We start from the raw sequence: 26,431 nt of genomic DNA, 5'->3' as shown, positions 1-26,431 counted from the left end.
TCCTGAAAGCGCAGACCACTCCCGCGCCAGTCGGATTTATCGCCGATTGTGCGCTACTTGGCAATGATATCAAGAGAATGGCGGGACAATGGCAGAGCTGCACCATTTGTGGTGAGATATGTTTGCCCCAGTGTCATCGCCGTTTCCGTGTCGGAATCCATAATGATCATGTGCGCAAAGAGCGTCATATCAGGCTGGATGCTTTCAGGGTTGCCCGAATAGAACATCTGCGGGTCCATCCATGATGGCGTAAAGCGTGCGCCCACAGAATAACCACAGGCATTGAGCCTGTGCCGGGTAAGGCCATGCGCCTCCATCGTGCGCGAATGCGCGTCGAATACATCGCCGAATGTCGAAGCAGGTGTCATGGCTTCTTCAACGGCTTCCAACGCTTCGCGTGCGGCGTCATAAAGCTTTTGATGTTCAGGCCTTGGCTGACCAATGATGATCGTGCGCATCATCGGTGCATGGTAATGACGATAAACGCCTGACCATTCGAGCGTGAGCTGGTCATTGGCAGAAAGTGTGCGGCGTCCCGCTTTGTAGCGGCAAAGCAGGGCATCGGCTCCAGAGCCGATAATATATTCATTGGCCGGATAGTCGCCATCGCCTGCAAAATTAGCTGCCATCATCGCAGCGAGAATATCGGCTTCACTCGCGCCAGCCTTGACCAGTTTCAGGGCCGCATCAAGCGCATCATCACTGAGTTCCGCTGCGCGCTTGGTGAAAGCAATTTCAGCAGGGCTTTTGAGAAGGCGCAAACTGTCGACCATGCCCGATGCATCATAGAGCTTGGCAAAGCTCTGCAACTGCTCATCAAGTTTGCGGGCATTGGCACCGGTGAGGCCGTGAGTTTGGTATTCGATGCCGATGCGCGTGCCGAGCAGATCAAGCTCAGTGAGAATGTTGCGCAGATCGATTGCCGGATTTGCATTGTCGCGATCGGTCCAGACAACGATATTCTCGATGTTAGAGGTATGGCGCGCTTGCCTCAGATCGGCGGAGCGTGTCATCAACACGCTTGTGCCGTCGGCTTTGACAACGAGACACTGGAAAAAGCAAAAGCCGAACGTGTCATAGCCAGTCAGCCAATACATGCTTTCCTGCGCGAAAAGCAGCAAAGCATCCAGTTTCTCTTCCTCCATCTTCAAGATCAGACGGTCGCGACGTGCAGCGAATTCTTCCGGCTCGAAGTGAAGGGCCATGCGGTTCTCCTTAATCTTCTACAATGGCGATGGCAGCAATCTGACGACCGTAATCCGGCTCACCGCGATGCGTCGTGCGCCGATAGGAATAAAACTGGTCTTCATCGGCATAGGTGCACTGACGCAGTGCTTCCGCCCTGACACCTGCGTTGGTCAGACGGTCGGTGATAAAGGCCCAGAGATCGAAAAGCTTGTGACCTTCTTTGTCCGAAGGCTCAAAATATTTCGTGTATGATGCGTCTTTGCCAGTGAACTCTGAGTAGAATTCCGGACCGACTTCATAATTTTCAGGGCCGATCGTTGGCCCAAGAACGGCAATAATCTTCTCGCGTCTGGCACCCAGCTTGATCATCGCTTCAACGGTGTTTTCAAGTACGCCTGTAAAGGCACCACGCCAGCCTGCATGGGCCGAACCGATGACACCTGCTTCATGATCGGCAAACAGCACCGGGCCGCAATCAGCCGATAGCGCGCCAATCGCAATGCCCGGAACATTCGTCACCATTGCATCGGCCTTTGGACGTGGTGAGCTCAACGGTTCTGTGACGTAAACCACGTCGGGCGAATGAACCTGATGCACAGTCATCAGATGGTCGGAGGCAATACCAAGTGTTTCGGCAACGCGGCGGCGATTCTCGGTCACGAGTTCCGGCACGTCATTTGAGCCGCTGCCAACGTTAAGGCCAGCGTAAATGCCATCTGAAACGCCACCTTTGCGGGTGAAAAAGCCATGCGCAATACGCTTGCCGTTTGATCCGGCAGGGCCGTCCAGTAAAGGGGAGCGAAGCGGTTGCGGCTTATCGATCATTAGCTTTCTCTTTTCAAACGGCTGGATGGTGGGGGAGCAAGATTGGCTTGTCAATTGAAGCTTTTTGACGATGCAATTTATTGGGATGTATCAAGGGGGAAGATTTTTGTTTGTTGGTCAGCGATCGCCAGCACTTTGAAAAGTGTTCCCATCTGGTCCGGTGCCGCCAATCGTTTGACGTCTTCGCGAATTTTATTCTGGAAAGTTTCGTCACGCCCGGCACCTAAGCGACCGGCACGGTCGATGAGGCCCATAGCGAGCAGAAAGTCACCTTGCGTCATGGTTGCGGTCAGGCAGCCGCAATTGCGCGCGGTTTTTTCCAGCATGTCGAAATCGACATGGCTGGTCAGATCTGCTTCTCCCGGGTGGGCGAAGACGTCATCATAGGCATGTTTCAGCATGGCTTGCAGCGTATCGCCAAAGCCTGATTGCAGATGGCCATAATCGATGGAGAGTGCTGCACCTCGCATTGCGGCAATGCGCTGCACAATTTCCTGCATCAAAGCGGTGCGAGCAGGGGCAGCTTCAAAGATCGTGCCATCCGGTGCGGTCTGATGGTTTGCTGGTAGAAGCGCTGCATCAATGCCTGCTGCGCCGCTGACGAACTGGAGCTCGTCTTGTTCATTGAGTGCTATCAGCCGTTCGACAAAGCGGCCATCGGCTTTCACGAACTGCCGGATCGGGATCGCGTCGAACAATTCGTTGGAAAAGAGGATCAGCGGGCCATCAGGAATATCTGCAAAGCGTTCAAACCAGTCGATTGAATATCCGGTGTTTGAAAGCTTCTCCTTCTGCTTTTCAATGAGGCGCGGACTGGTCTCGACCATGGCGACACGAATTGAAGCGGCCATTTGCGGTGCGAGCTTGGCGAGCGTGCGCAGAATGTCACTCATCAATGTGCCGCGGCCGGGACCAATTTCGCAAAGTACAGCGTTATCAGGACGTCCGAGAGCATCCCACACACCGACACACCAGATGCCGATGAGTTCGCCGAACATCTGGCTGACCTCAGGGGCGGTGATGAAATCCCCGTCGCGCCCGAAGGGTTCGCGTGTGGTGTAGTAACCCTGTTCCCGATCACCAAGGGAGGCCGCCATGTAGTCGGCGACGCTGATCGGCCCTGTGGTGCCGATCAGTCGTTTCAGCCTGTCTTTCAGTGTTGCCTCAGGCATTCTTCGCTGCTGCCCGATTGGCACGCCACATCGCCCAAAGGCCGATGAGAACCATTGGAAGGGAGAGGATCATTCCCATGGTCAGCCAGCCACCGAAGAGATAGCCAAGCTGGGCATCCGGTTCGCGGAAGAACTCGACGATAATGCGGCTGAGACCATAACCAAGGACGAATGTGCCAGCGATAAAGCCTGGGGCTTTCAGCTTTTTTCCAACCCACACGAGCAGAAGAAGAACGAAGAACAGCACAAAGCCTTCGAGGAATGCTTCATAGAGTTGGCTTGGGTGACGTGGTTCTGGTCCGCCATTTGGGAAATAGAAAGCCCACGGCACATCGCTGACGCGGCCCCAGAGCTCGGAATTGATGAAGTTTGCCACGCGCACGACGCCAAGTCCGACGGGGACGCCTGCTGCAATCACATCGAACATGCTCCAGACCTTGATGCCGCGCGAGCGCGCGAACCAGGTCATCGCGATTGTGGTGCCTAAGATTCCGCCATGGAACGACATGCCGCCATCCCATACCGCAGGAATGGCCAGCGGATTGGAGAGATAATAGGAGAAGTTATAGAACAGCACATAGCCGATACGCCCCCCGAGCACGACGCCAAGCGCTGCCCAGATGACGAAATCATCAAGTGCTTCGGGCTGCATTGGTGGCTGATTATTGCCCCACAGACGATGATTGCGCAGCAGCTTCTTGCCGTACCACCATGCGAACATGATGCCGACGACATAGCCTAGTCCATACCAATGAACGGCAAGGGGGCCGACCGAGAAGATCACCGGATCGATGTTTGGAAAAGCCAGAGCCGAAACCGGCAGCAACGTCTCTATCATTCAATTACTCCATTTTCCGGCGGAAGATGCGCGACGATATCTGAGTGGTCAAGTCATCACGTTTATACAGCTTCACTTGCATCAGAACCGAGACGGCCCTATTTCAAAATCAGGTTTTCAACAAGACCGTATCGAAGATAGGAAAGAATGCCATGACCAGCGGATCAAACCGGGTTCTCGATGAACTCGCCAAGCTTGTGACTGATGCGGCAGGCGCTGCGCAAGGCGTACGCCGCGAAGTAGAGACAGCATTGCGCTCGCAGAGCGAACGCGTGCTCAATACGCTCGATGTCGTGCAGCGTGAAGACTTCGAAGCGGTGCGTGAAATGGCAATCAAGGCGCGTGCTGAAAACGCTGCTCTGCTTGTTAAAATTGAAGCATTGGAAGCCCGTCTTGCCAAATTCGAAGTTGATTCGACTGCCAAAACGGCAAAAACCTCTGCTTCGGCTGCTAAATCCAAAGATAATTCATAATTTTTTATTAACAGGCTGTAAGTGCCAAAAACCCTTGTCTTAGAGTCGCTTAAGGCAGGGGTTGCGGTCCGCTCAAATCATATTTCCACATGCTTTAATGCCTCTTTTTATAAAAGGGGCTGGCGTTCAGATTCAGCATCAATAGACTGAAAACACTACATGATTCGTAATGTGGTCATGTAGGCAGCGGCGAGAGGCTGTAGTTTTAGTTTTCGCGTCTTCCAGGCTGCTTTCCAGTATCAGTTGCGTATGTGCGTGTGCCATTGAGGCGTTACATGCTGTCTAAGCATGTCAGTTCCTCAACCGATCAATTCGTGCCTGTTTTTCTGCACTTATTCTTGTGCAGGGCCGGGTACGGGCGAGCAGTAACTTGCGCGCCGGGAATTTGGAGGTGTCTTTCGAGGCGCTTCCCAGAACAGGAAACGGACATGAGCCTTCTTGAGCTTGAATTTGCACGCGAAGCACATCCAGTGGATGTGATCGAGCATGTTGCGAATTCAAACGACTGGACGTTCGAGCGGACTGGCGACGACGAAATTGCAATTTCGGTAGCAGGTAACTGGACTGACTACCATATCTCGTTCTCCTGGATGGAGGACTTTGAAGCTCTGCATCTGGCCTGTGCCTTTGACATCAAGGTTGCTGAACCTCGGGTCAATGAAGTGATGCGGTTGCTGTCGCTCATCAACGAAAAGCTTTTGATGGGCCACTTCGATCTCTGGCAGCAGGAAGGCGCGATCATGTATCGTCAGTCGCTTCTGCTTGCTGGTGGTGCGGAGCCGACCAGCCGTCAGGTTGAAGTGTTGCTTTCGGCAGCGCTTGAAGCTTGCGAAAACTACTTCCAGGCGTTTCAGTTTGTCGTTTGGTCCGGTGTCAGTGCGCGTGAAGCGCTGGAAAGCGTGCTGTTCGAAACGGTCGGACGCGCATAATCAATTCAAATCCCGGCAGGGTTCGCCGGGATTTTACTTTCGGGGGGATAAAATGAGCGGAACTGAAACGATCAACTGGGCTGATTTCGAGAAGGTCGATATTCGCACAGGAACTATCGTTGAGGCCGTGCCATTCCCGGAAGCACGCAAGCCAGCTTTTAAGCTGAAGATCGATTTTGGCGACAAGATCGGTATTAAGAAGTCGTCTGCACAAATCACCAAGCATTATCAGCCGGAGGATCTGGTTGGTCGGCAGATCATGGCTGTGGTCAATTTTCCACCACGGCAGATCGGACCTTTCATGTCCGAAGTGCTGACACTTGGTTTTCCTGACGAAAATGGCGATGTTGTTCTCGCCGCAATCGATAAAAAAGTCCAAGACGGCGTTAAGCTGTTCTGATCTTCTATCTGTGATTTGTGCATATCGCATGTTCTGTGCGATTGATCGCGCAAGCAACGGATAGGAATGGAACAGATGCAGGGAACGATCGTCGTCGCCATCGGTGGAGCACTTGGCAGTGTTTTGCGCTACTGGTTTGCCATCTGGCTGGCACCGGTGAGCAAAGATTTGCCGTGGGGTACGATCGTCGTCAACATCATCGGTTCATTTGCAATCGCCTTTTTTGGCGCCATGACGATGGCATCAAGCCGTTTCGAAGTACCCGAAATATGGCGTATTGCCTTTATGGTCGGTATTTGTGGTGGCTTCACCACCTTTTCCTCATTCAGTGTGCAGACGTTCGAGTTGCTGCGGCTTGGGATGCCGGGCCGCGCTCTTATGAATGTCGGCATTTCTCTCTTCGCCTGCCTGGCTGCAACGGCGCTTGGTTATGTAGTGGGGCAGGCGATCAGCAAGGTTTAGAGTGCGTGGCACTGTTTAGTGCAATCACTAAGAGCATTTCCGGTTTTCATTGAATTATCGGAAATGCTCTACCTCTTTGTTTTATAGCATTATCCCACGAAAAACCGCTTCGCACTTTTCGGGCCGCAACATCTGTTTGTTTTTGCGCGCATCTTGTTCCGAAAACCGCTTCGCACTTTTCGGGATGCGCTCTAAGCCGGAATGCGGATAATCGCCCTCAACCCGCCGGTCGGTGCATCTTCCAGATCGATGTCGCCGCCGTGGCTTCGTGCGATATCACGCGCGATAGCGAGGCCAAGGCCACCCGTACCGCCTGAATCCTGCGTACGTGCTTCATCAAGGCGCACAAACGGCTTGAACACGTCTTCGCGGCGATCTTCCGGAATGCCTGGACCGTCGTCGTCCACGACGATCTTCAGCCAGCCTTCATCATGTGTGATTGCCAACTCGACATTTTGTGCATGGCGGAAAGCGTTCGATACAAGATTGCTGACAAGGCGCGAGAAGGCATTGGGGCGCACATTCACTTCGCTGTCGCCTTCGATCGAATACTTGAACCCGCGCTCCCGCAACCGCGCTTCATTGGCCAGCTTGTCGCAAAGCAGGCGCACATCATACGTCGCTGCTTCTTCCGATCCTTCACCGCGCGCAAAGGCCAGATAGCCTTCAAGCATGGTCTGCATATCAGCAATATCCTGATTAAGCGGCTCTGTGTCTATGGCATTACCGGTGAGCGCCAGTTGCAGTTTGAAGCGGGTTAGGATCGTGCGCAGATCGTGGCTGACGCCCGAGAGCATTGCCGTGCGCTGTTCAATCTGACGTTCGATACGTGAGCGCATTTGAATGAAGGCAATACCCGCGCGGCGAACCTCTTCCGCGCCATGCGGGCGGAAGCCTTCTGGCATTGGTCGGCCCTTACCGAAGCTTTCAGCGGCCTGTGAAAGCTGCTGAATTGGCTTGATCTGGTTGCGCAGGAAGGCGATGGCGATGATCAGCAACACAAGCGCCGTGCCGATCATCCATGTCAGGAAGATGCCGGTATTGGATGCATAAGCCTGACTGCGGCGTGCAAAGACGCGCAGCACTTTATCATCGAGCTTGATGCGGATTTCAATCAGATCAGAATCGCCCACCGTATCGACCCAGAAGGGGCGGTTGATCTGGCGTGTGATTTCTTCACTCAGGAAGTAATCGAGAATAGCGAAGAATGGTTTCGGCCCCGGCGGCGGCAGCGGGTCAGGAGGCAGGATCGAAATGTTGAGCCCGAGGCGCTGCTGCGAAATGCGGATTAGATTGTCGTATCCTGGTTCCTGCGGATAGGTTTCCAGAATGTCGATAATCGCAGAAATGTCGCGGACAACGGCTGTTGAAAGCCGCTCAGTCACCATCTGCCAATGTCTTTCCATGAAGACATAAGCGATCACTGACTGAAGCAGAACCATCGGTGCAATGATGATGATGAGCGAGCGCGCATAAAGCCCTTTAGGCATTCTGCGCGCAAACCAGCGTGTTATCGATTTCCAGGGTGACTTCATCGTCTCAGATAACTCCAGACGGTTCTGCTAGTTGCATGGCTTTTGTCACGCTCTGAAATTTGCGAGGCTCCGCTTTCTCTCTTCGAATTACTATTCGATGCTCAGCTTGTAGCCGATGCCGCGAACTGTTTGCAGCCAGACCGGGTTGGCCGGGTCCTGTTCGATCTTACGGCGCAGACGGTTGATCTGCACATCAATCGTGCGCTCGCCGACATCGCCATCCTGACCAGTCAGTTCATGACGTGGGATGGTTTCGCCAGCACGCTCGGCGAAAATCGCCATGATGTCCTGCTCACGATCCGTAAGCTTGATCGTTTCAGTGCCTTTCTTCAGTTCGCGACGTGGAATGAAGAAAGTGTAAGGGCCGAAAACGATCTGCTCGATTTTCGGCTGGGCCGGTGTGGCGCCACGACGAAGAATATTATTGATACGCAGGATCAGCTCACGCGGATCGAAAGGTTTTGGCAAATAGTCATCTGCACCGGCCGACAGGCCATCGATGCGGCTGTCTGTTTCTGACAGAGCTGTCAGCATGAGGATCGGCACGCTCTTCTGCTCGCGCAGCGAGCGGGTCAGCGAAACGCCTGTTTCTCCTGGCATCATGACGTCGAGGATCAGAAGATCAAAGTCGATGCCTTCAAGCTTGCGGCGCGCTTCTGCAGCGCTGCCTGCCATGGTGACGCGGAAGCCGCTGGTCGTCAGATATTGTGAAAGAAGGCTACGGATTCGCGTGTCGTCATCGACAACAAGAAGATGTGGTGCGTCATCCGATAGGTTCGATTCTTCTACAGCCATGGCGTCGTTTGATCCCATCCTGTGCCAAATTACCGTGCAAAGGTTGCCGCACGGCATTGGGCTTTTACTTCACGTATATGGAGGAAAACCGTTTCATGATCTTCCATAACATACCGCATCTTAGCCACTGCAAGACGGCGCGTCTATGCGGGGCTTATATTGTTGCGCGTTCTCCCCCAGCCTTCTCAGGTTGGGGTTAAGATGCTTCCACAGCCGTTTCGGTTGCTGCAAAATCATCGATCTGGGCGCGGCGCTCAGGATTGACCATATTATAAAGAAAACGTTCAATAACTTCGCGTTCTGCCGCTCCGGATTCTTCCAATGCCCGCGCGATGCGGCGCGACTGTGGCAGAGCAAGCGCGAGTGTGAGTTGCCGCCCGCTTTTTGTGGGATAAAGTTTGCGATGGCGGCGGTCGTGAAGTCCGGTAGCCTGAACAACGTGACCTGTGTCGATCAATTGTTTGAGAACACGCGACAGGCTTTGCTTGGTGATACGCAAAACATCAAGAAGCTCTGCTACAGTCATACCGGGCTTACGGTTGATAAAATACAGCACACGGTGATGCGCGCGGCCAAAGCCAATCTTTTCAAGGATGAGATCCGGGTCGGCGGTGAAATCGCGATAGGAAAAGAACAGCAACTCAATGACGTTGAGGTCATCAGCCTCCAGAGAGGTTAGAGGGTTGCTTATGTAGTTCATATCATTCGTCGAGTTCACATCGAAGCTCCATCCTGTTGCGATAAATATGTCAGCATTGTTGACATAACTCAATCGCCAAGATAATTTTTGGGAAGTGCAGACCGGTTTTTTTGGAATAAAGTTTGCGCTGCTGCATGTTGGAGGAGAGATAATTACGCGGTTAGCTGTGTCATACTGTCCCTTAAGGACGGTAATGACCAATAGCGAGCGTTATTTTCCGTAATTGCCGGAAATATCTTTGTTTTACATGCATTCTTTGTCTGATCTCAGCATAATTGTTTGAGCTGACCTCAGCGTGTTTGATTGTAAAATGCCAGTCTTGGCAAAGAAAAACGTCTCTATCTTACCAGTTATATCGATTTAAATGGTGAGAAAAGACTAGGGAAAGGCCCATCAGGGCAAAACGGGCGGGCGGAAAAACCGTAGCCCAACTTTGAGGAAGCTAAAATGGCTGCGATTCCATTCGATCAACGGGAAGGGTTTATCTGGCAGGACGGCGAGTTCGTCGCCTGGAAGGAAGCAAAGGTTCATGTGCTGACCCATGGTCTGCACTATGCGAGTGCAGTGTTTGAAGGTGAACGCGCTTATGGCGGCGAAATCTTCAAGCTGACGGAGCATACCGAGCGTCTGCATGAATCGGCGCGAATTCTTGGTTTCGAGATTCCCTACAGCGTGGATGAAATCAACGATGCCTGCCGCGAGCTGCTGAAAAAGCAGGGCTTTGAAGATGCCTATGTGCGTCCTATTGCATGGCGCGGCTCGGAGTCGCTCGGCGTTTCCGCACAGAACAATCGCATTCATCTGGCAATCGCGATCTGGCAGTGGCCAAGCTATTTCTCGCCAGAAGAGAAAATGAAGGGTATTCGCCTCGATATTGCTGAATATTGCCGCCCAGACCCGCGCACTGCACCTTCGCGCTCGAAGGCTGCCGGTCTTTATATGATCTGCACCATTTCCAAGCACGCGGCAGAAGCCAAGGGTTATGCCGACGCGTTGATGCTGGATTGGCGTGGTCAGGTTGCTGAAGCCACGGGTGCCAATGTCTTCTTCGTGAAGGATGGTGCTTTGCATACGCCAAAGCCTGATTGCTTCCTCGACGGTATTACGCGCCGCACGATCATTGATCTCGCCAAGCGCCGTGGTCTGGAAGTTATCGAGCGCGTTATCATGCCAGAAGAAATGGAAGCATTCAGCGAATGCTTCCTGTGCGGCACGGCTGCCGAAGTGACGCCGGTTTCTGAAATAGGCAAGTACCATTTCAAGCCAGGCGAAATTACGAATTTGCTGATGAACGACTATACAGCCGAAGTTCAGCCCAAGCGAATAGCTGCTGAGTAATAAGGTTTTAAACAGAAAAAAGCGGCTTTTAAGCCGCTTTTTTACTATGTGAATGCTTATTGTTTGACATTGGGAAGTTTCGGTTCAAGATTTTCCAAGTCGGATTCGCGTTATTCCGGCTTTTAACTCAGATGGGGTGACGATTATGGAATCTCTACTGCCTATCATTCTCCAGCTTGTTTCAGGTGCAGTCGGCGGCAACATTGCTGGTGCTGTCAAGAATCTGAGCCTCGGTACCGCAGGAAACACTGTTGCCGGTGGCATTGGTGGCGTTATTCTTGGTCAGCTTCTGCCTTTACTGTCCGGTGGCGGGTTGGACTCTGTTCTTAATGGTGTCGTTGGCCAGCTGGCCGGTGGTGGTGTGGGCGGTATCGTCCTCACGGCAATTATCGGACTGATCAAGAACTCGCTGGCAAGCAAAGCCTGAGTGTAAGCAAATAGCGCGGTTGTGGGGACAACAACCGATTTTGAGTGCATCCTGCAGAATAACTGTTTTCCGGCAAGATGTGCTTCAGACCTTCGTGAGAGAGGGGAAAACGGGCGGCTTAAGGCCGCCCGTTTTGTTTGAGGGGCTTTGCAAGCATGTCATGCCGCATTATGTGATGGGGGACGGCAATATATGCAGCCTTTTCAATCATGCTGACCAAATGGAGTATTTCATGGGGCAACTTCAGGCCATAATCGTTCCGGTGACGCCATTTCAGCAGAACTGCACAATCCTTTTTGATGCGGAAACGAAAAAGGGTGTGGTGATTGATCCGGGTGGCGATCTTGAGCGCATCAAGGAAGCAATCGCTTCTCAGAATATCGAAGTTGAAGCGATTTGGATCACGCATGGTCATATCGATCATGCTGGCGCGGCATCTGAACTTAGAGACGCTTTGGGCGTTGATGTTATCGGCCCGCACAAGGATGATGAGTTTCTGCTCAACAGTCTGGTTACGACTGGCTTGAAATACGGTTTGACCGAAGGTGTACGCAACATAACGCCGGATCGCTGGCTCGAAGAAGGTGACACAGTCACCGTTGCTGGCCATGCGTTTGACGTTTTCCATTGCCCGGGTCACGCGCCAGGTCATGTGGTTTTTTATAACCCGGAAGCGCGTTTTGCGATTGTTGGTGATGTTCTGTTTAACGGGTCTGTGGGTCGAACAGATCTGCCAGGCGGAGACCATGACGCGTTGATCCGTTCGATCAAAGAAAAGCTCCTACCGCTGGGCGATGATGTCGGCTTTCTATGCGGACATGGTACGGGAAGTCGTTTCGGTGAAGAGCGCCGCAACAATCCGTTTCTGAACAATATCGGATATGCATGATATCCGGAGGAGAGCCTGAGAACGGCGCCCTTCTATAACGTGGCGGCTCAAGATGCTGCGCATTAAGCTTTGAAAAAATCAATCGCCACTCAGTCCTAAACAAAAACTCCATGAGTCATACTCATGGAGTTTTTGTATTATAGCATTTCCAGCAAAAGTGCGAAGCGGTTCTGCGTCGGATAATGCGTAAAAACAAGCAGTTACAGCGGTTTCAACGATTCTTTTTTAACCGGAACCGCTGTAAGCGGCTTTTTTAGTCTGGTACGGGATTAGTTTGCTGAGCAGAAATGATCCCGACCGTCGTAACCACGATAGGTTCCGGTATTTGCATTGAATGAACGATAGCGGTCCGAGCAATACTGATACCAGCCACGGCTCCATGGTTCATACCCAACGCGATACTGCACGCTGCGTGCTGGCGGCGCTGGATAATAGGCTGGAGGCGGTGGGGGCGGCGCATAAACCGGAGCTGGCTGCACATAGGTTGGCTGCGGCTGGCTCAGAGCGCTGCCGAGCAATGCGCCTGCTGCGAGGCCAATTACACCAGCTGCTACAGCATCACCTGTGCGGTCACGATGACGATGGTATGGGCGATCCCATCCACCACGGTTCCAGTCGCCGCGATCCCAGCCGCGACGGCCCCAGGAGTCTGCCGAAGCCGCTGCCAGCGGTGCTGAGACTGCTGCTATCGAGGCAACTGCCAGAATAGCTGTTTTAAGTAGTTTGTTCATTGTCCGCTCCTTCAGAAGCACAACTGCAATTTCGGCGATGCTGCGGGCCGGTCGGCACATCGCATCAATCATGAATATCAAGTTAATATTCTCGACATGAATGGAGGCTGAACAATGGTGAAGGCGCGGCGGAATCCGCTGATAAGCGGTAAATTAAATACCGTGCTGGTAATATTTCGCGCGTTTTAAGTGAGGTGTTTTTAGGCGCATATTGGGCCAATGATCGGCCAATAAAAAACCCCGGCGTTGGCCGGGGTATAGATCTTTTTGGGTAAACGATTACTCAGTAACGGTAATGTTTACAGCCTTAGGGCCTTTGCCACGACGATCCGGTTCCGTCTCGTAGGAAACCTTCTGATTGTCAGCAAGTCCGGCCAAACCCGACGCCTGAACAGCGGAGATGTGCACGAAAATGTCTGCGCCGCCATCATCTGGCTTGATGAATCCGAAACCTTTTTCGGAGTTGAAGAATTTGACCTGTCCGGTCTGTGCCATGGGATCCGTTCCTTTTCCTTGGCGCCACTGCTTTTTTAGAAAACAGTGGAATTACAACTTCTGCCGAACGCACCACACACCCGGCAGAGGGTCATGCAGGCAGTTTTCGACATTGGAAAGGAACCGATCATTGCCAGAGATTACTCCCCGACCCGGAACTTCTAGCGGTTCCGGCGCGCCGTTCTTCCAGTCTTCCGTTTGTACTCAAATTGCCCGGACGAACGAAGACTGATCTATGCCGCGTAGTTTGGCAAGCAAATTCTTCACAGAATATGTGATTGGTTATCTTTGAAACGGTATCGTCACGAATTTGTACAAAAATTACGAGAATAACGACGGTTTAATACCAAAATAGAACATTCTGGTCGCAATATATCGTATCATACTATGGTATAGCATTCGAATATGCTTAGCGATTACGCAAAACTATGCAGGCTCCACCAACTGCGCGAAGTTTACTGCAAATGTTATCAGCCTCGGAACGGCTATCTGCACCGATACGAACCGCATAGATTCCACGTCGCGCCATCGGTGTGCGAACGCGACTGATGACAGGGTTATGCCCGGCGAGTACTGACGAGAATTGTTTACGCAACCTGCTCCATTGATTAACGGCAACGCTGCGTCGGAAATTACCGGCAACTTGAATACCCCATGGCTTCGGCTTGATCTGCGACATGGGAATCGTTGCTGTTCTAACGATGGGCAGACGCTTGCAGGCTTCCGAAAAGGTGAGTTTTGCATCAAGCGGACGATTGGTAATTTCATTGCCCGACGCAAAGTTATCTGCAGGAGCGCCAGTCAGATCCAGCACGTAATCTTCGGTTTCCAATGGAAGAAAGCCGCCTGAACGCATCCAGTTGGAAACGCGTGTCGGCCCGGCATTATAGGCTGCAGCTGCGAGCCCCCAATTGCCGAAGGCGCCTTTCAGTTCACTGAGAAAAGTGGCTGAAGCCGGGATGGCCTGTTCGATATCGAATGGGTCTGCCAAACCGCGTTCTTTGGCCGTATAGGGCATGAATTGTGCAATGCCCTGTGCGCCCACAGGGCTGACAGCGCGATGATCAAAACGGCTTTCCTTCCAGATCAGCCGTGCAAAGAAGTCTTTTGGAATGCCGCGATGTTCGGCGCTCGCTTCAATCAACTCGCAGATTCGTGCGACCGTGGGCTCCGCTTTCTTGGGGGGCATCGGTGGACCATAGATTTCGGCTTCCGATCCATTTTCAGCAAAGGCGGAATTGATAGCTTCTGGCCAGCAAAGAAGCTGGAATACTGCGACAGTTGCTATAGCCAGATGCGAACGCTTCATGCAGCCTTTCCGCCATTCATCCCCGAAAGCTACCGACAGAGTAAAGGAAGTTTCTGACTTGTCGATATGACTTTCGCGGAGGGAAGCGGAATATACGCGAATATATCCTTGTTCTTCCTCTTCGCTGTGCCATTTTAGCAGTCAACAGGAGAGGGAGAGAGCAATGCTTCTAAACAGAATCAGTCGTTTGAGCCTAATGGCAGGTGCCTTGTTTCTTGCAGGTTGCGTCGCTGAAGGTGGGCCTGATTATCGGCCACCAGTCAGGCCGGGCCCATCGCAGCCGCAAATGTGCCCGATGATTTACGCGCCGGTTTGCGGTGAGCGCGGGTCTTCGCGCAAGACGTTTGGTAACGCCTGCCAAGCGCGTGCCGATGGCTATCGGATCGTTGGCAACGGACAATGCACATCAAGGCCGGGACCTGGTTCGGGCTGGGGAGGAGAGCGGCCAGGACGCCCGCCGCATCAAGGCAACAGACCGGGTCGTCCGGGGCCGGGTGCTGGTGCCTGCACACGGGAATATATGCCAGTTTGCGCCCGCAGGGGTAATGACAGGCAGACATTCCCTAACCGTTGTGAAGCAGAACGCGCAGGCTATCGCATTACTGGTGGTGGTCAGTGCCGGTAAGATAACTGAACTAAAAGAGCGGCCTTCATGGGCCGCTTTTTTCAAGCCGCAGTTTGTGTTGACTGTGGCTTGCTGAATCGTTCGATATTGGTGTCACCCCAGTCTTTGAGCGCAAGAAGAATGGGCTCAATGCTGCGGCCAAGTGGGGAGAGGCTATATTCCACTTTGGGCGGAACCTGCGCATAGACCTTGCGCTCAATCAGGCCATCTTCTTCCAGCTCACGTAGCTGATTGGTGAGCATACGCTGCGTAACGCCCGGTATCTGCCGTCTCAATTCATTGAACCTCAGCGTTCCATCCAGAAGATGATATAGCACCACACTCTTCCATTTGCCGTCGATGAGGCTGATTGCAGCCTCGACTGCGCAGCCGGGACTGCAATCGAAGCGTGAGTGCTTTGGCTTGGTCATTACAGTAACCTTTATATACTAAGTACAGATATCGTCACTATGGGCGATTTTTGTGCGTATTTTCATTTTTAGATAGTAGTCTAATATTTGATCCATAGCAAATGGAGCAAAGACTATGAAAGCTGTTGCCTATCAAACTGCCGGAAAGCTGGACCGTGCAGATTCGCTGGTTGATGTCGAACTGGATAAGCCTGTTGCGAAAGGCCGTGATCTGCTGGTGCAGGTCGAGGCGATATCGGTCAATCCCGTCGATTACAAAATCCGGAACCGTGCGTCGGCAGACGAAGGCACATGGAAAGTGCTGGGTTGGGATGCGGTTGGAACGGTGGTTGAAACCGGTGAGGCGGTCCAGAACTTCAAGACTGGCGACAAGGTCTGGTATGCCGGGTCACTTATCCGTCAGGGTGCAAACAGTGAATATCACCTCGTGGACGAGCGTATTGTTGGACAGGCGCCGGTATCGCTTGCCAAGAGTGAGGCTGCAGCTTTGCCGCTTACGTCGATTACTGCCTGGGAAATGCTCTTTGACAGGCTTGATGTGCGCAAGCCTGTGCCTGGTGCCGCCAATGCGGTGCTTATTGTTGGTGGGGCAGGCGGTGTGGGTTCTATCGCGATCCAGCTCGTTCGTGCATTAACCGATCTGACTGTAATTGCGACAGCATCGCGTCCTGAAACCCAGGAATGGGTTAAGCAGCTCGGCGCGCACCATGTCATCAATCACAGTGAGCCTTTGGCAGAGCAGGTCGAGGCTTTGGGGATTGGTGCGCCTGCCTTTGTGTTCTCGACCACGCAAACGCTGGATCATCTTAGCGAAATCGTTGAACTGATCGCACCACAGGGACGGTTCGGTCTGATTGACGATCCGGACAAGCTTGACATCATGCCATTCAAGCGCAAGTCGGTGTCAGTGCACTGGGAACTGATGTTCACACGTCCAATTTTTGAAACTGCCGACATGGATGAGCAGGGCAAGCTTCTGAATGAAGTTGCACGCCTGATCGATGCAGGCAAAATCAAAACGACGGTGACGGACGTGCTGTCCCCGATCAACGCCACAAATCTCAAGGCCGCTCATGCTGTGCTTGAAAGCGGTAAGGCTAAGGGCAAGATCGTACTCGAAGGCTGGTAAGAAGCAGCCTCCGAGTTTTGCGATATTACCGCCCCGGTCGGCCAGTCTTGCCGGGGCGTCGCTTCTTGCGGGCGGTTTCAGCCGGGTCTTCATAAGAGCCGATGCCTGAACGTTCGCGGCGAAGAAGAGCTTCATCCGCACCTGCCGGTTTTTCTGTCCGCTTGACAGTCATCTCATCCAGCGTGTTCTTGCGGAACAGCGGTTTTGCCATGTCCGTGCCCGGTCCCATATTGTCGAGCGAAGGCTTGGCAAAAAGCGACTTCTTCGGCTCGGCATCAACCGTGCGGTGAACCTTGCGACCCGCATTGTGACGGCCCTTGGTACGGCCAGTTACAGGGCTTTCAAGTTCCACTTCACGCGCCATTGGATCGTCGGCAATTGCCAGCTCCATTTCGCGCAGGCGCTTGACCTCATCACGCAGACGCGCTGCCTTTTCGAAGTCGAGATCGGCGGCGGCATCGCGCATCTGTTTTTCAAGATGTTCAAGATGAGCAGCAAGATTGTTGCCCATCATCGAGCCTTCTTCGGCAAAGCCCGAAATATCAGCGCGGACGTGATCCTGCTCGTAAACCGAGTTCAGAATGTCCGAGATATTCTTCTTCACCGAGGCAGGCGTGATGCCATGCTCAAGATTGTAGGCTTCCTGCTTTTCGCGGCGGCGGCTGGTTTCATCCATCGCGCGCTGCATCGAGCCGGTGATGTTGTCGGCGTAAAGAATAACCTTGCCGTCAACGTTACGCGCCGCACGACCAATCGTCTGCACCAGAGACGTTTCCGAACGCAGGAAACCTTCCTTGTCAGCATCAAGAATGGCGACGAAGCCGCATTCCGGAATATCGAGACCTTCGCGCAGCAGGTTGATACCAACCAGCACGTCGAACGCGCCAAGACGCAGATCGCGAATGATTTCGATACGTTCCAGCGTGTCGATGTCCGAGTGCATATAACGCACGCGAACGCCCTGTTCGTGGAGATACTCGGTTAGATCTTCCGCCATGCGCTTGGTAAGAACCGTGCAGAGCGTACGATAGCCCTTGCGCGCAGTTTCGCGGATTTCGCCCAACACATCATCGACCTGACTTTTCGCAGGACGCACTTCTACTGGCGGATCGATCAGGCCGGTCGGGCGGATGACCTGTTCGGCAAATACGCCGCCAGCTTCTTCCATTTCCCATTTGCCGGGCGTTGCCGAAACCGCGATGGTCTGCGGACGCATGGCGTCCCATTCCTCGAAGCGCAACGGGCGGTTATCCATGCAGGATGGCAGGCGGAAGCCATATTCGGCCAATGTTGCTTTGCGCCTAAAGTCGCCGCGATACATGCCGCCAATCTGTGGAACAGTGACGTGGCTTTCATCGAGGAAGACCAGAGCATTGTCCGGGATGTACTCGAATAGGGTCGGAGGTGGTTCGCCCGGCTGGCGGCCTGTCAGATAGCGCGAATAGTTTTCGATGCCGTTGCAGACGCCGGTTGCCTCTAACATTTCAAGGTCGAAATTCGTGCGCTGTTCAAGGCGCTGCGCTTCGAGCAGACGACCTGCGCGGGTGAGTTCCGCAAGACGATGCTGCAGCTCTTCCTGAATGGACTTGATCGCCTGATTAAGCGTCGGACGCGGAGTCACATAGTGCGAATTCGCGTAGATCTTGACTGACTGAAGATCGCCGGTCTTTTGGGCAGTCAGCGGGTCAAACTCAGCGATGGTTTCAATCTCGTCGCCAAACAGCGAGATGCGCCATGCGCGGTCTTCCAAGTGGGCCGGGAAGATTTCAATCGTATCGCCACGCACGCGGAATGAGCCGCGGACGAAGTTGATGTCCTGCCGCTTATATTGCTGTGCCACGAGATCGGCGAGAAGCTGGCGCTGGTCGAGCCGGTCGCCAATCTTCATCTCAAACGTCATGGCCGTATAGGTTTCGACCGAACCGATACCGTAAATGCACGAAACTGATGCCACGATGATGACGTCATCGCGCTCGATCAGCGCTCGCGTTGCTGCGTGGCGCATCCGGTCGATCTGTTCGTTTACGGTCGATTCTTTTTCGATATAGGTGTCCGACCGCGCCACATAGGCTTCGGGCTGATAGTAATCGTAATAGGAAACGAAATATTCGACGGCATTGTTCGGAAAGAAGTTTTTGAACTCGCCGTAAAGCTGCGCCGCAAGCGTCTTGTTCGGCGCAAGAATAAGCGCCGGACGCTGCGTTTCCTGAATGACTTTCGCCATGGTGAAGGTTTTACCGGAGCCGGTGACGCCGAGCAGAACCTGTGTCCGATCTTCGTCGTTCAAACCACTGATCAGGTCGCGGATCGCTGTCGGCTGGTCGCCAGATGGCTCGAAGCTCGATTCCATCTCAATCGCAATCCCGCCTTCGGATTTGGCCGGACGGGCAGGGCGGTGCGGTGTCCAAAGCTCGCCATTCTTGAACAGCGGATTGCCGGATTCAATCAGGTCAGACAGCGCTTTGACGGTGGCCGTGGCGCCGGAAGGATTAAGAGCCGTGGCGTCTTCGAGGCTTATATCAAGACCAGCCACAGGATTAAGCCCCGCGGCTGCGCGTTCCTTAGCCGAGGCTGCGCCGCCCATCGATGTACCGCGCGCGCTGCGCGTCGCTTCTTTGCTGCGTTCAGGCACCTTTTTCGGTGTCTTCGCTGCTTTGGGTGATTTGGCTTTAGGTTGAGGTTTTTCAGCCTCATCCCCTATCTCTTTCGCCCAGTCGGAAATTGAGCCTGAAAGCGGTGCACCTGAGAAACCGGACTGAGGCACTTCGCCAAAGCCGCGAGTTTCATCATGCGAATCCTGAGTGTATTTGTCTTTTGAGGAAGCCATGGTCCCAATATGGAATTTCACGGCACAAATGAAAAGGGCGCCCGGATCAAATATGGAACAAATCCGGTGCGCCGCGTCGCAATTCTATATGGCTCCTGACATCAGGCTGTCAGGAGGTGGCAATCACCGTGGCCCGCGTGGACGCCAGCGATCACCGGGGCCGTAGACATTTGGGTGAAAGCCGGGGTGGTCGCGCCAGCCGGGACGATCGCCCCAATGTGGACGTGGTTCACCCCACTGGCCGGGTCCGCGCCAACCTGGGCCCGGACGATAAGGGCCGGGGCCCCAGCCGGAACGGTATGGGCGTGGTCCCCATCCTGGTCCCCAATTTGGACCATCGTCCCATCGATTGTTGTTTATTGCCGAGCCGATCACCAGCCCGGCAATCAGGGGAATGCCGACGGCTGCGGCAGTCGAGCCGAAATTGTCGTTGGTCGTGTAACCACCACCACCCGTTTGTACGGCGATGTAATTTGAAGAAGCCCAACCGTCGAGGCCGGCATAGTTGACGCGACACCAACCATATCCGCTGGTGCAGCCTGCAACGTTGAGAAGGACACCATTCGGAATTCTACCCATTGATGGGTATTGTGTGCCGGGGCCAGTGCGAAGGTTTATATTCGCGGTTGCAAGGCCACTATATGCTTCAGCATTCGTTGCAAATAAAACTGCTAATGTAGCAATAGATGATGTAATAATAATCTTCATTTTAGCCCCTGATATGTATTACATGAATTTATACATAGCATGTAATTGTTATTATTACTTTAAAGCCAATATGAATATTTACGGTATGATTAATAATTAAGAGTTTAACTTTTGTAGGTGTTTCGTGCCTGATTTGCATGGCTGCGGTGCGCATGTCGCACTTTCCCTTCGGAGAGGCTTGCAGCATACTCAGCGATGACTCTAGTTTTCTGTTTTGACGTGCATCTTTTACGAAACCGCTTCATGCGGTTTGGGATGCGCCTCTGGTGATCGAAGGACCTACTGATGAATGATATTAATGCGCCAAAGGGCATGTTGACTGTACGCACGCAGGCCATGCCTAAAGATACCAATTCGGCTGGTGATATTTTCGGCGGCTGGGTTATGGCGCAGATGGATACGGCCAGCGGCATTCGTGCTGCAGAACGTGCCAAGGGCCGCGTTGTAACAGCTGCGGTGCGTGAAATGTCTTTCGCCAAGCCGGTCAAGATTGGCGACGTTCTGTGTGTTTATACCGAGATTAAGCGCGTTGGTCGCACCTCGATTACGTTGCGCGTTGAAGCATGGGCTCAGCGCTATCTAGCTGACGAAATGGATCTGGTTACACATGGCGAATTCGTCATGGTGGCACTCGACAAGAGTGGCCAGCCGACACCAGTTCCGGCTGAGTAAGCAAGTTCGGGAACTGATTCAGCCTGTTTCGCTAAGCTGATGAAAGAGAATCGAAAAAGCCCGGGTGATCCGGGCTTTTTTACTACTTGCAGGCACGGTGGCCGCTGCGTCGCTGCATCAGGTCGAAGTGAAAATGGTCGGCATGTTCGCGGTTATAGCCTGGCCCAAGAACGGTTGTGAAATAGGAGCAGGCGTCCGAGCGCACGCTGTTGAGCAAGCCTTTTTCGCGGAAAGCAAAGAAGCCGGGCTTGCGCACCGTGATGCTCTTGCCGTTATTCAGAACGATCTTGGTGACATCGATCGCATTGCCGCGAGAATGCTCCGACATCTTGGCGCCACGGCGATGGTTCATTGTGCGGCAGGAATAGCCACCGGCATTGTGAATGGTGTTGATGCCGGACAGATAACGAAGGCGCGCAGATGGCTGCAAGTCGCCCTTGATCCAGCGCGCAAAGGCTTCTGTCACCTGACAATTCAAAGTCGCGGCAGGTTTGAAAGCGATGGCACCGCTGTTAAAGCCGCTGACTTCAATAGGGTTGTCGATACGACAGCTGCCGCTTTGATTGATGGGTGATTTTTCAGTGAAGACAACACCGAGGCGCTTTAGCCGGGTTCGGCAAGCGGCTTCCGAATTGGACATCGTGTAGATGTTCTCCGCAGTGCTGACTGGGTTCTGTACAGGTGTCGCAAAACCGTAATTGCCAGTGTAATGCGGCTGGCTCTGTGTCGTCATTTCATTGGCGTTGTTTTCGATTTCCTCCGCCAACCCCACGACACGTTGTTCCTGCGGTGTGTTCACCGAAGCAACAGGGGCAGGCGGGACAATGACATCGGTGTTGCCAATATCTGCCTGCGGTCGCGGCGGCCGTTCTCCGGAGCAGCCTGCAACAAGTGTGAACAGCGCAAGAGATGCCGGTAATACGTAATGGTGAAAGCGAGTGGACAACGCAAAACTCATGCCCCTGCCTTTCATTTTGGAACCGGGCTTCCGTTCATATTAGCCGATAAGCGTAAACGAACAGTCAGTGAGCCTGTTAAGAGCTGCGGCGCAAATAAGGTGATTTATCGCCCAATTGATGGTCATAAGTCCGACGAAATCTTCATGGCTTTGTGCTAACGCTTAAAAGCGGTTTCGGGCCAAGCCGCGACAGTGTCCTCCCGGTCCCCAAAGTTCTTTCCATGTCAGCACTGATGTCGCCAAGTGTTCTGCCGATCCTGCTTCTGATCGGCTCTAATGTTTTCATGACCTTTGCCTGGTACGGGCATCTCAAGTTCACCAGTACCCCTCTGGTCACTGTCATTTTCATCAGTTGGGGCATTGCTCTGATTGAATATTGTCTGGCTGTGCCGGCAAATCGTATCGGGCATGAAGTCTATTCAGCTGCCCAACTCAAGACGATGCAGGAAGTGATCACGCTGGTGATATTCAGCCTGTTCTCGATCTTCTATCTCAAAGAAGCCTTCACCTGGAATCATGTGCTTGGCTTTGCGCTGATCGCAGGCGGGGCGGCCCTTATTTTCCGAGGGTAATTATTCAGCAGCTGCCGGGATTGGTTCCGCTTTACGTTTCCAGAACATCGGAACCAGTTCGACAGCAAGCATGGCCGTAAACAGCAGACCACAGCCGATGAAGCCGATGAAAGTCAGCCGGTCGCCAAGGAAAATTGCGCCAAACATTGCTGCAAAGATCGCTTCGGACGACAGGAAAATCGCAGCCTGCGCCGAGGTGGTGTAGCGTTGGCCGATGGCTTGCAGCGTGAAGGCAATGCCGGATGAAAAGACGCCTGTGAACAGCAGTTCTTTCCAGGTGAGTGCGATGACGTTCCAGTTAATGTCTTCAATTGCTGCGGCGATCAGCAGGCCTGCGACTGCGGCGGTCGCAAACTGAACGCAGCTCAGCGTGATCGGGCGGCCTGCGCGATTGGCACGGCTAATCAACAACACCTGCATAGCCCAGAAAACAGCACCGGCAATGACAAGCCAGTCGCCTTGTTTGAGAGCGCTTAGTTCCCCGCCTGATAACAGGAATATGCCTGTGAGGCAGGCGATAGCGCTTGGCCAGACAACAGGATGTGGCCAGCTGCGGAAAATAATCACGCCGAGCACCGGTACCATCACGACGTAAAGACCTGTCAGGAAACCGGCATTGGTGACGGAGGTGGTGATCAGTCCGATCTGCTGCAGCACAAGGCCGATAAAAAGCGTTGCTCCAACGACCATGAAGTAAAGATAGTTCGAGCCTTTGAGCTTGTGCGGTGAGCGTCTGCTTTCGGCGATAGACCATGGTAGCACGGTCAGGGCGGCAATGGCTGAACGGACACCTATAAACAAAAAGGGGCCTATGCTTGCCATTGCGGTAGACTGCGCGACGAAGCCCATACCCCAAATGACGCCCGCCAAAAGGAGAAGTAAATTTGCCTGAACGCGCGTCATTGCTGCCTCATCCCACCAAATAATTCTTTAAGCGGCTCTTGGCTTCTTGAAGCGCAGAGGGTGCTCTAAAGAGAACTGCCCTCTTTCATTTGGATCATCTTCCCGGGGCAGGATATGCTATAGAGAATATTCGGGATAATCGGCAAGGTAGTAGTTTCACTGCGACACTGCTGCACATAAGAAAGCAAATATTTATACGCGGGGAGTTGTTTATGCTTTCATTGAAAAAGAGCAGTAAAGCTATCTTGCTGGCCGGGACGGTTTTTACGTCGATATTGAGCAGTCTTGGCGTCTCTTACGCCGCCTACAAGTTGATCCGCGATACATCCGTCCTGTGTGATTTCGCGCAGAATTGCACATTGTCTCTGACGCCAGTTGCCAGTGACGGTGCGCCGGGATTGGGCATTTATCGCGGTCGTGCTGTGGGCGCAAAGCCTGAACTTCAACTCTCTTATATCGACCCATCGAAAGTGTCGGGTAAGCTGGAGCTATCGATTGATGGCAAGCCCGCGTTGAGTGTCGATGCGTCAGTCATGAAGTTGCAGGATGAACAACTCAGCTATGGAGATGCGGACGCGGTCGCCAAATTGATTGAAGCGATGAGGAATGGTCAGAAGCTGCAGCTTAAATTCGCAGGCAAGGTTTCGAACTATTCGCTTTCCGGTTTTGTGGGAGGCTTGATCTATATTGACGAACAGCAATCGCGTGCAGGAACGGTTGATGCACTTCAAGCCAAAGGCGCCAAGTCAGCCCCGCCTGCGCCTGATGTGACATTGATCAAGGATGTTCAGCAGATTCCCGAACAAGTCCGCAAAGACTTCACTGACGAGGATGGCGTTTGCGGAACATCGAACGGGGATTCGTTCAGCTCCGGTGGCGGTTTTAATGCAAAGATTGCGGATGGGCTTAATCTGATCGGAATGCCCTGTGGTTCTCCTGGGGCGTATAATCAGTCTTACGTGTTCTATAGCCAGAGCGAGAATCAGACCGTTCCAATTTCACTGCCGACCATTTCAGATGCTGGACCAAGCACAACGGATCAGGCCTGGAATATTGATTGGTCGCAGTCGAATAAAACGATCACAGCGTTCTTCAAGGGCAGGGGATTGGGTGATTGCGGCATCTATGACGTCTGGAAAGCGACTGACGACGGGGAGGGCAAAGTTCGCTTTGTGCTCGTTGAAGAACGCTCGAAAGGTGATTGCGACGGCAATTATGCGGGCGGCCCCGAAAAATGGCCAGCGAGCTGGCCTGTATCTGCAAAATAGCTGCGGTTTTGGATACAATTAACAGGCTTAAATTTTTCTTCGTGAAATGATCGACGAAAATGCTATAGTTTAAGCAACATCACTTTGAACGGTTCCGAAGCGTGTGCTTCGGTGACCGTTTTCTTTTTGTGTACCGGCGGGTGAATTCACCTCCCGGGCGGGTGTCTTGTGCCAAACACGGCTCAAGATCAGGCGGGCAACCAAACTGCCGTCGCGCTCATCCTGGAGGGACGTGCGGCGGGCGATGGAAAGGACTGGACTGGGTATGGAAAAGTTCCCAATGACCCCTCGCGGTTTCGAAAACCTCAAGGAAGAACTCCGCACGCGTCAGCAAAATGAACGCCCGCGGATCATTGAGGCAATTGCTGAAGCGCGTGCACATGGCGATCTGTCTGAAAATGCCGAATATCATGCAGCAAAAGAAGCGCAGAGCCTCAATGAAGGTCGAATCAACGAATTGGAAGACCTCGTTGGCCGCGCAGAAGTTATCGACGTTACGAAGCTGACCGGCGACAAGATCAAGTTTGGCGCCACTGTCACGCTTATTGATGAAGATACCGAAGAAGAAAAAATCTATCAGATCGTTGGCGATCAGGAAGCCAATGTGAAGGAAGGTCGTATTTCGATTTCTTCCCCGATCGCGCGTGCGCTGATCGGCAAGGGTGAAGGCGATACCATTGAGGTCAATGCACCGGGCGGTTCGCGTTCCTACGAAATTCTCGGCTTCAAGTTCGCTTGAGTCGGAACGTGTCCGTTCCCGTTGAACAGGTGGAAGTCGTAGCGCCGAACTTCAAGCGCCGCCTTTCGGGTGTGACTTCGACCATCGTACAGCTCATCCCTTTGCAACGCGCAAAGGGATTGGGCATTGCAACAATGGGGCCGGGACTTCCTGACAGCCTGCCGCATCTGGGCTGGTCAGCACTTTTCTCGTTCTGGAAAAAGCCCGCTAAACGCCGTTTTCGTATCTGGCATGCACGCCGCAACATCGAAATGCTGGCGGGTATTTTCATGCGCGATATTCTGCGTATGAAGCTTCGACTGGTATTCACCTCAGCTGCGCAGCGTGACCACAAGCCTTTCACCAAATGGCTGATCCGTCGCATGAATGCGGTGATTGCGACCAGTGGCCGGTCGGGCAGTTTTCTTCAAGTGCCGCATGATGTGATTATGCATGGTGTCGATCTTGAGCGTTTTCATCCGCCCGTTGATTTGGCTGATGCATTCAGCGCATCAGGGTTGCCGGGCAAATATGCCGTTGGCTGTTTTGGGCGTGTGCGTCATTCCAAAGGCACCGACCTTTTTGTAGACGCCATGATCGCACTTTTACCCAAATATCCGGAATGGACGGCAATAATCACCGGCCGTACGACGTCCGAACATCAGTCGTTCGAGGATGATCTGAAAGCGCGTATTGCTGCTGCAGGTCTTCAGGATCGTATTCTTATCTTAGGTGAAGTGCCGGACATCCGTGTCTGGTACCGCCGGTTGACGCTTTATGTTGCGCCATCGCGTAACGAAGGTTTTGGCCTGACCCCGCTGGAAGCAATGGCTTCAAAAACTGCGGTCGTTGCAAGTGATGCCGGCGCTTATGCCGAAATGATCGTGGATGGCACGGGCAGCTTTGTTGCAGCGGGTGATGGCGATGCGCTTCGCAATGCGATTGAGCCATATCTTGCCGATCCGGCTATGGCGCAGCGCCATGGTGAAAATGCGCTTGCCCATGTGCATGAAGCATTTCCGCTCGAAAAAGAAGCGGACGCTATCAGCGCCGTTTATGAGCGTGTCTTTAACAGCTGAACTTAATTCCAAATAAAAAGAGCGACTGCGCCGGGACGTAGTCGCTCTCTTATGGA

At 53.1% G+C, this 26,431-nt stretch carries 29 protein-coding genes; 14 read left to right on the top strand and 15 right to left on the bottom strand.

Annotated elements, in window-relative coordinates; translation table 11 throughout:
• Window positions 1-53 precede the first annotated feature (53 nt).
• The 4 genes from ABWV94_RS11680 to lgt all read right to left on the bottom strand — a co-directional run bounded on the left by ABWV94_RS11680 (window position 54) and on the right by lgt (window position 4,023).
• Window positions 54-1,205: a M24 family metallopeptidase gene (locus ABWV94_RS11680; RefSeq protein WP_007875988.1), complete on the bottom strand. Its 1,152-nt coding sequence runs from the start codon at window positions 1,203-1,205 to the stop codon at window positions 54-56.
• Between the two features lie 10 nt (window positions 1,206-1,215).
• A complete protein-coding gene (gene pgeF / locus ABWV94_RS11675) occupies window positions 1,216-2,013 on the bottom strand; it encodes a peptidoglycan editing factor PgeF (protein ID WP_113496179.1) in 798 nt (265 codons plus the stop codon).
• Window positions 2,014-2,090: 77 nt separating this feature from the next.
• Window positions 2,091-3,185, bottom strand: a complete 1,095-nt coding sequence (locus ABWV94_RS11670) for a class I SAM-dependent methyltransferase (RefSeq protein ID WP_113496178.1) — start codon at window positions 3,183-3,185, stop codon at window positions 2,091-2,093.
• The gene (gene lgt, locus ABWV94_RS11665; protein ID WP_113496177.1) at window positions 3,178-4,023 is read right to left on the bottom strand and encodes a prolipoprotein diacylglyceryl transferase; all 846 of its coding nucleotides are present in this window, start codon (window positions 4,021-4,023) and stop codon (window positions 3,178-3,180) included. Before lgt ends, ABWV94_RS11670 begins: the two co-directional genes overlap by 8 nt.
• Window positions 4,024-4,175: 152 nt before the next feature.
• On the opposite strand from lgt, the gene ABWV94_RS11660 reads away from it, so the two are divergent.
• The 4 genes from ABWV94_RS11660 (at window position 4,176) to crcB (ending at window position 6,287) form a co-directional block, all read left to right on the top strand.
• On the top strand, window positions 4,176-4,496 hold the full coding sequence (locus ABWV94_RS11660; protein WP_007875982.1) for an accessory factor UbiK family protein: 321 nt from the start codon (window positions 4,176-4,178) through the stop codon (window positions 4,494-4,496).
• A 428-nt stretch (window positions 4,497-4,924) separates the two neighbouring features.
• Window positions 4,925-5,425: a type III secretion system chaperone family protein gene (locus ABWV94_RS11655; RefSeq protein WP_007875981.1), complete on the top strand. Its 501-nt coding sequence runs from the start codon at window positions 4,925-4,927 to the stop codon at window positions 5,423-5,425.
• A gap of 52 nt (window positions 5,426-5,477) precedes the next feature.
• Window positions 5,478-5,825 carry a tRNA-binding protein gene (locus ABWV94_RS11650; RefSeq protein WP_007875980.1) on the top strand — a complete coding sequence of 116 codons (348 nt, stop codon included), beginning with the start codon at window positions 5,478-5,480 and terminating at the stop codon, window positions 5,823-5,825.
• 75 nt (window positions 5,826-5,900) lie between these two features.
• Entirely contained in the window at window positions 5,901-6,287 is a 387-nt protein-coding gene (gene crcB / locus ABWV94_RS11645) for a fluoride efflux transporter CrcB (protein ID WP_231195780.1), read from the top strand.
• A gap of 191 nt (window positions 6,288-6,478) precedes the next feature.
• Here the strand turns inward: crcB and ABWV94_RS11640 are convergent, their stop codons facing one another.
• The 3 genes from ABWV94_RS11640 to ABWV94_RS11630 all read right to left on the bottom strand — a co-directional run bounded on the left by ABWV94_RS11640 (window position 6,479) and on the right by ABWV94_RS11630 (window position 9,335).
• Window positions 6,479-7,822, bottom strand: a complete 1,344-nt coding sequence (locus ABWV94_RS11640; RefSeq protein WP_113496176.1) for an ATP-binding protein — start codon at window positions 7,820-7,822, stop codon at window positions 6,479-6,481.
• A gap of 90 nt (window positions 7,823-7,912) precedes the next feature.
• Window positions 7,913-8,635, bottom strand: a complete 723-nt coding sequence (locus ABWV94_RS11635; protein WP_064320866.1) for a response regulator — start codon at window positions 8,633-8,635, stop codon at window positions 7,913-7,915.
• A gap of 178 nt (window positions 8,636-8,813) precedes the next feature.
• Entirely contained in the window at window positions 8,814-9,335 is a 522-nt protein-coding gene (locus tag ABWV94_RS11630) for a MarR family winged helix-turn-helix transcriptional regulator (RefSeq protein WP_039859981.1), read from the bottom strand.
• A gap of 429 nt (window positions 9,336-9,764) precedes the next feature.
• Here ABWV94_RS11630 and ABWV94_RS11625 point away from each other — a divergent pair, with 429 nt between their 5' ends.
• The 3 genes from ABWV94_RS11625 (at window position 9,765) to ABWV94_RS11615 (ending at window position 11,971) form a co-directional block, all read left to right on the top strand.
• The gene (locus ABWV94_RS11625) at window positions 9,765-10,655 is read left to right on the top strand and encodes a branched-chain amino acid aminotransferase (protein ID WP_353413652.1); all 891 of its coding nucleotides are present in this window, start codon (window positions 9,765-9,767) and stop codon (window positions 10,653-10,655) included.
• Window positions 10,656-10,800: 145 nt separating this feature from the next.
• Window positions 10,801-11,082 carry a hypothetical protein gene (locus ABWV94_RS11620; protein WP_007875973.1) on the top strand — a complete coding sequence of 94 codons (282 nt, stop codon included), beginning with the start codon at window positions 10,801-10,803 and terminating at the stop codon, window positions 11,080-11,082.
• Between the two features lie 232 nt (window positions 11,083-11,314).
• Complete coding sequence (locus tag ABWV94_RS11615) at window positions 11,315-11,971, top strand: MBL fold metallo-hydrolase (RefSeq protein ID WP_113496218.1); 657 nt, start codon at window positions 11,315-11,317, stop codon at window positions 11,969-11,971.
• Window positions 11,972-12,240: 269 nt separating this feature from the next.
• Here ABWV94_RS11615 and ABWV94_RS11610 read toward each other — a convergent pair whose 3' ends face one another.
• From ABWV94_RS11610 to ABWV94_RS11600, 3 genes are all read right to left on the bottom strand, one after another.
• Entirely contained in the window at window positions 12,241-12,702 is a 462-nt protein-coding gene (locus tag ABWV94_RS11610; RefSeq protein WP_039859991.1) for a BA14K family protein, read from the bottom strand.
• Between the two features lie 279 nt (window positions 12,703-12,981).
• Window positions 12,982-13,197, bottom strand: a complete 216-nt coding sequence (locus tag ABWV94_RS11605; RefSeq protein ID WP_007875966.1) for a cold-shock protein — start codon at window positions 13,195-13,197, stop codon at window positions 12,982-12,984.
• Between the two features lie 409 nt (window positions 13,198-13,606).
• A complete protein-coding gene (locus ABWV94_RS11600; protein ID WP_113497913.1) occupies window positions 13,607-14,506 on the bottom strand; it encodes a transglycosylase SLT domain-containing protein in 900 nt (299 codons plus the stop codon).
• A gap of 163 nt (window positions 14,507-14,669) precedes the next feature.
• On the opposite strand from ABWV94_RS11600, the gene ABWV94_RS11595 reads away from it, so the two are divergent.
• Window positions 14,670-15,131, top strand: a complete 462-nt coding sequence (locus ABWV94_RS11595; protein ID WP_113497915.1) for a Kazal-type serine protease inhibitor family protein — start codon at window positions 14,670-14,672, stop codon at window positions 15,129-15,131.
• A gap of 41 nt (window positions 15,132-15,172) precedes the next feature.
• Here the strand turns inward: ABWV94_RS11595 and ABWV94_RS11590 are convergent, their stop codons facing one another.
• Complete coding sequence (locus tag ABWV94_RS11590) at window positions 15,173-15,541, bottom strand: winged helix-turn-helix transcriptional regulator (RefSeq protein WP_113497917.1); 369 nt, start codon at window positions 15,539-15,541, stop codon at window positions 15,173-15,175.
• Between the two features lie 115 nt (window positions 15,542-15,656).
• Between ABWV94_RS11590 and ABWV94_RS11585 the strand changes: the two genes are divergently transcribed.
• Window positions 15,657-16,670: a zinc-binding alcohol dehydrogenase family protein gene (locus tag ABWV94_RS11585; RefSeq protein WP_113497919.1), complete on the top strand. Its 1,014-nt coding sequence runs from the start codon at window positions 15,657-15,659 to the stop codon at window positions 16,668-16,670.
• 25 nt (window positions 16,671-16,695) lie between these two features.
• Here ABWV94_RS11585 and uvrB read toward each other — a convergent pair whose 3' ends face one another.
• Together uvrB and ABWV94_RS11575 are read right to left on the bottom strand one after the other, a co-directional pair.
• A complete protein-coding gene (uvrB, locus tag ABWV94_RS11580) occupies window positions 16,696-19,497 on the bottom strand; it encodes an excinuclease ABC subunit UvrB (RefSeq protein WP_113497921.1) in 2,802 nt (933 codons plus the stop codon).
• Window positions 19,498-19,620: 123 nt separating this feature from the next.
• Window positions 19,621-20,205: an SH3 domain-containing protein gene (locus ABWV94_RS11575; RefSeq protein WP_007875959.1), complete on the bottom strand. Its 585-nt coding sequence runs from the start codon at window positions 20,203-20,205 to the stop codon at window positions 19,621-19,623.
• 285 nt (window positions 20,206-20,490) lie between these two features.
• Between ABWV94_RS11575 and ABWV94_RS11570 the strand changes: the two genes are divergently transcribed.
• Window positions 20,491-20,877 carry an acyl-CoA thioesterase gene (locus ABWV94_RS11570; protein ID WP_113497923.1) on the top strand — a complete coding sequence of 129 codons (387 nt, stop codon included), beginning with the start codon at window positions 20,491-20,493 and terminating at the stop codon, window positions 20,875-20,877.
• A gap of 82 nt (window positions 20,878-20,959) precedes the next feature.
• Here ABWV94_RS11570 and ABWV94_RS11565 read toward each other — a convergent pair whose 3' ends face one another.
• Complete coding sequence (locus ABWV94_RS11565) at window positions 20,960-21,835, bottom strand: extensin-like domain-containing protein (RefSeq protein ID WP_353413648.1); 876 nt, start codon at window positions 21,833-21,835, stop codon at window positions 20,960-20,962.
• A 221-nt stretch (window positions 21,836-22,056) separates the two neighbouring features.
• Between ABWV94_RS11565 and ABWV94_RS11560 the strand changes: the two genes are divergently transcribed.
• Complete coding sequence (locus ABWV94_RS11560; protein ID WP_007875953.1) at window positions 22,057-22,407, top strand: DMT family protein; 351 nt, start codon at window positions 22,057-22,059, stop codon at window positions 22,405-22,407.
• Here the strand turns inward: ABWV94_RS11560 and ABWV94_RS11555 are convergent, their stop codons facing one another.
• A complete protein-coding gene (locus ABWV94_RS11555; RefSeq protein ID WP_064320858.1) occupies window positions 22,408-23,310 on the bottom strand; it encodes a DMT family transporter in 903 nt (300 codons plus the stop codon).
• A 212-nt stretch (window positions 23,311-23,522) separates the two neighbouring features.
• Between ABWV94_RS11555 and ABWV94_RS11550 the strand changes: the two genes are divergently transcribed.
• The 3 genes from ABWV94_RS11550 (at window position 23,523) to ABWV94_RS11540 (ending at window position 26,375) form a co-directional block, all read left to right on the top strand.
• Window positions 23,523-24,578: a DUF1176 domain-containing protein gene (locus tag ABWV94_RS11550; RefSeq protein ID WP_113497927.1), complete on the top strand. Its 1,056-nt coding sequence runs from the start codon at window positions 23,523-23,525 to the stop codon at window positions 24,576-24,578.
• A gap of 265 nt (window positions 24,579-24,843) precedes the next feature.
• Complete coding sequence (gene greA, locus ABWV94_RS11545) at window positions 24,844-25,317, top strand: transcription elongation factor GreA (RefSeq protein ID WP_007875950.1); 474 nt, start codon at window positions 24,844-24,846, stop codon at window positions 25,315-25,317.
• 8 nt (window positions 25,318-25,325) lie between these two features.
• Window positions 25,326-26,375, top strand: coding sequence for a glycosyltransferase family 4 protein (locus ABWV94_RS11540; protein WP_167377093.1), 1,050 nt, complete (start codon window positions 25,326-25,328; stop codon window positions 26,373-26,375).
• The last annotated feature ends 56 nt before the right edge of the window (window positions 26,376-26,431 follow it).

The organism is Brucella sp. NBRC 12953 (genome assembly GCF_040369775.1).
Taxonomy (GTDB): Bacteria; Pseudomonadota; Alphaproteobacteria; order Rhizobiales; family Rhizobiaceae; genus Brucella; species Brucella pseudogrignonensis.
Note: the sequence above shows the minus strand (reverse complement) of the source record. Positions and strands in the feature narration are given on the sequence as shown.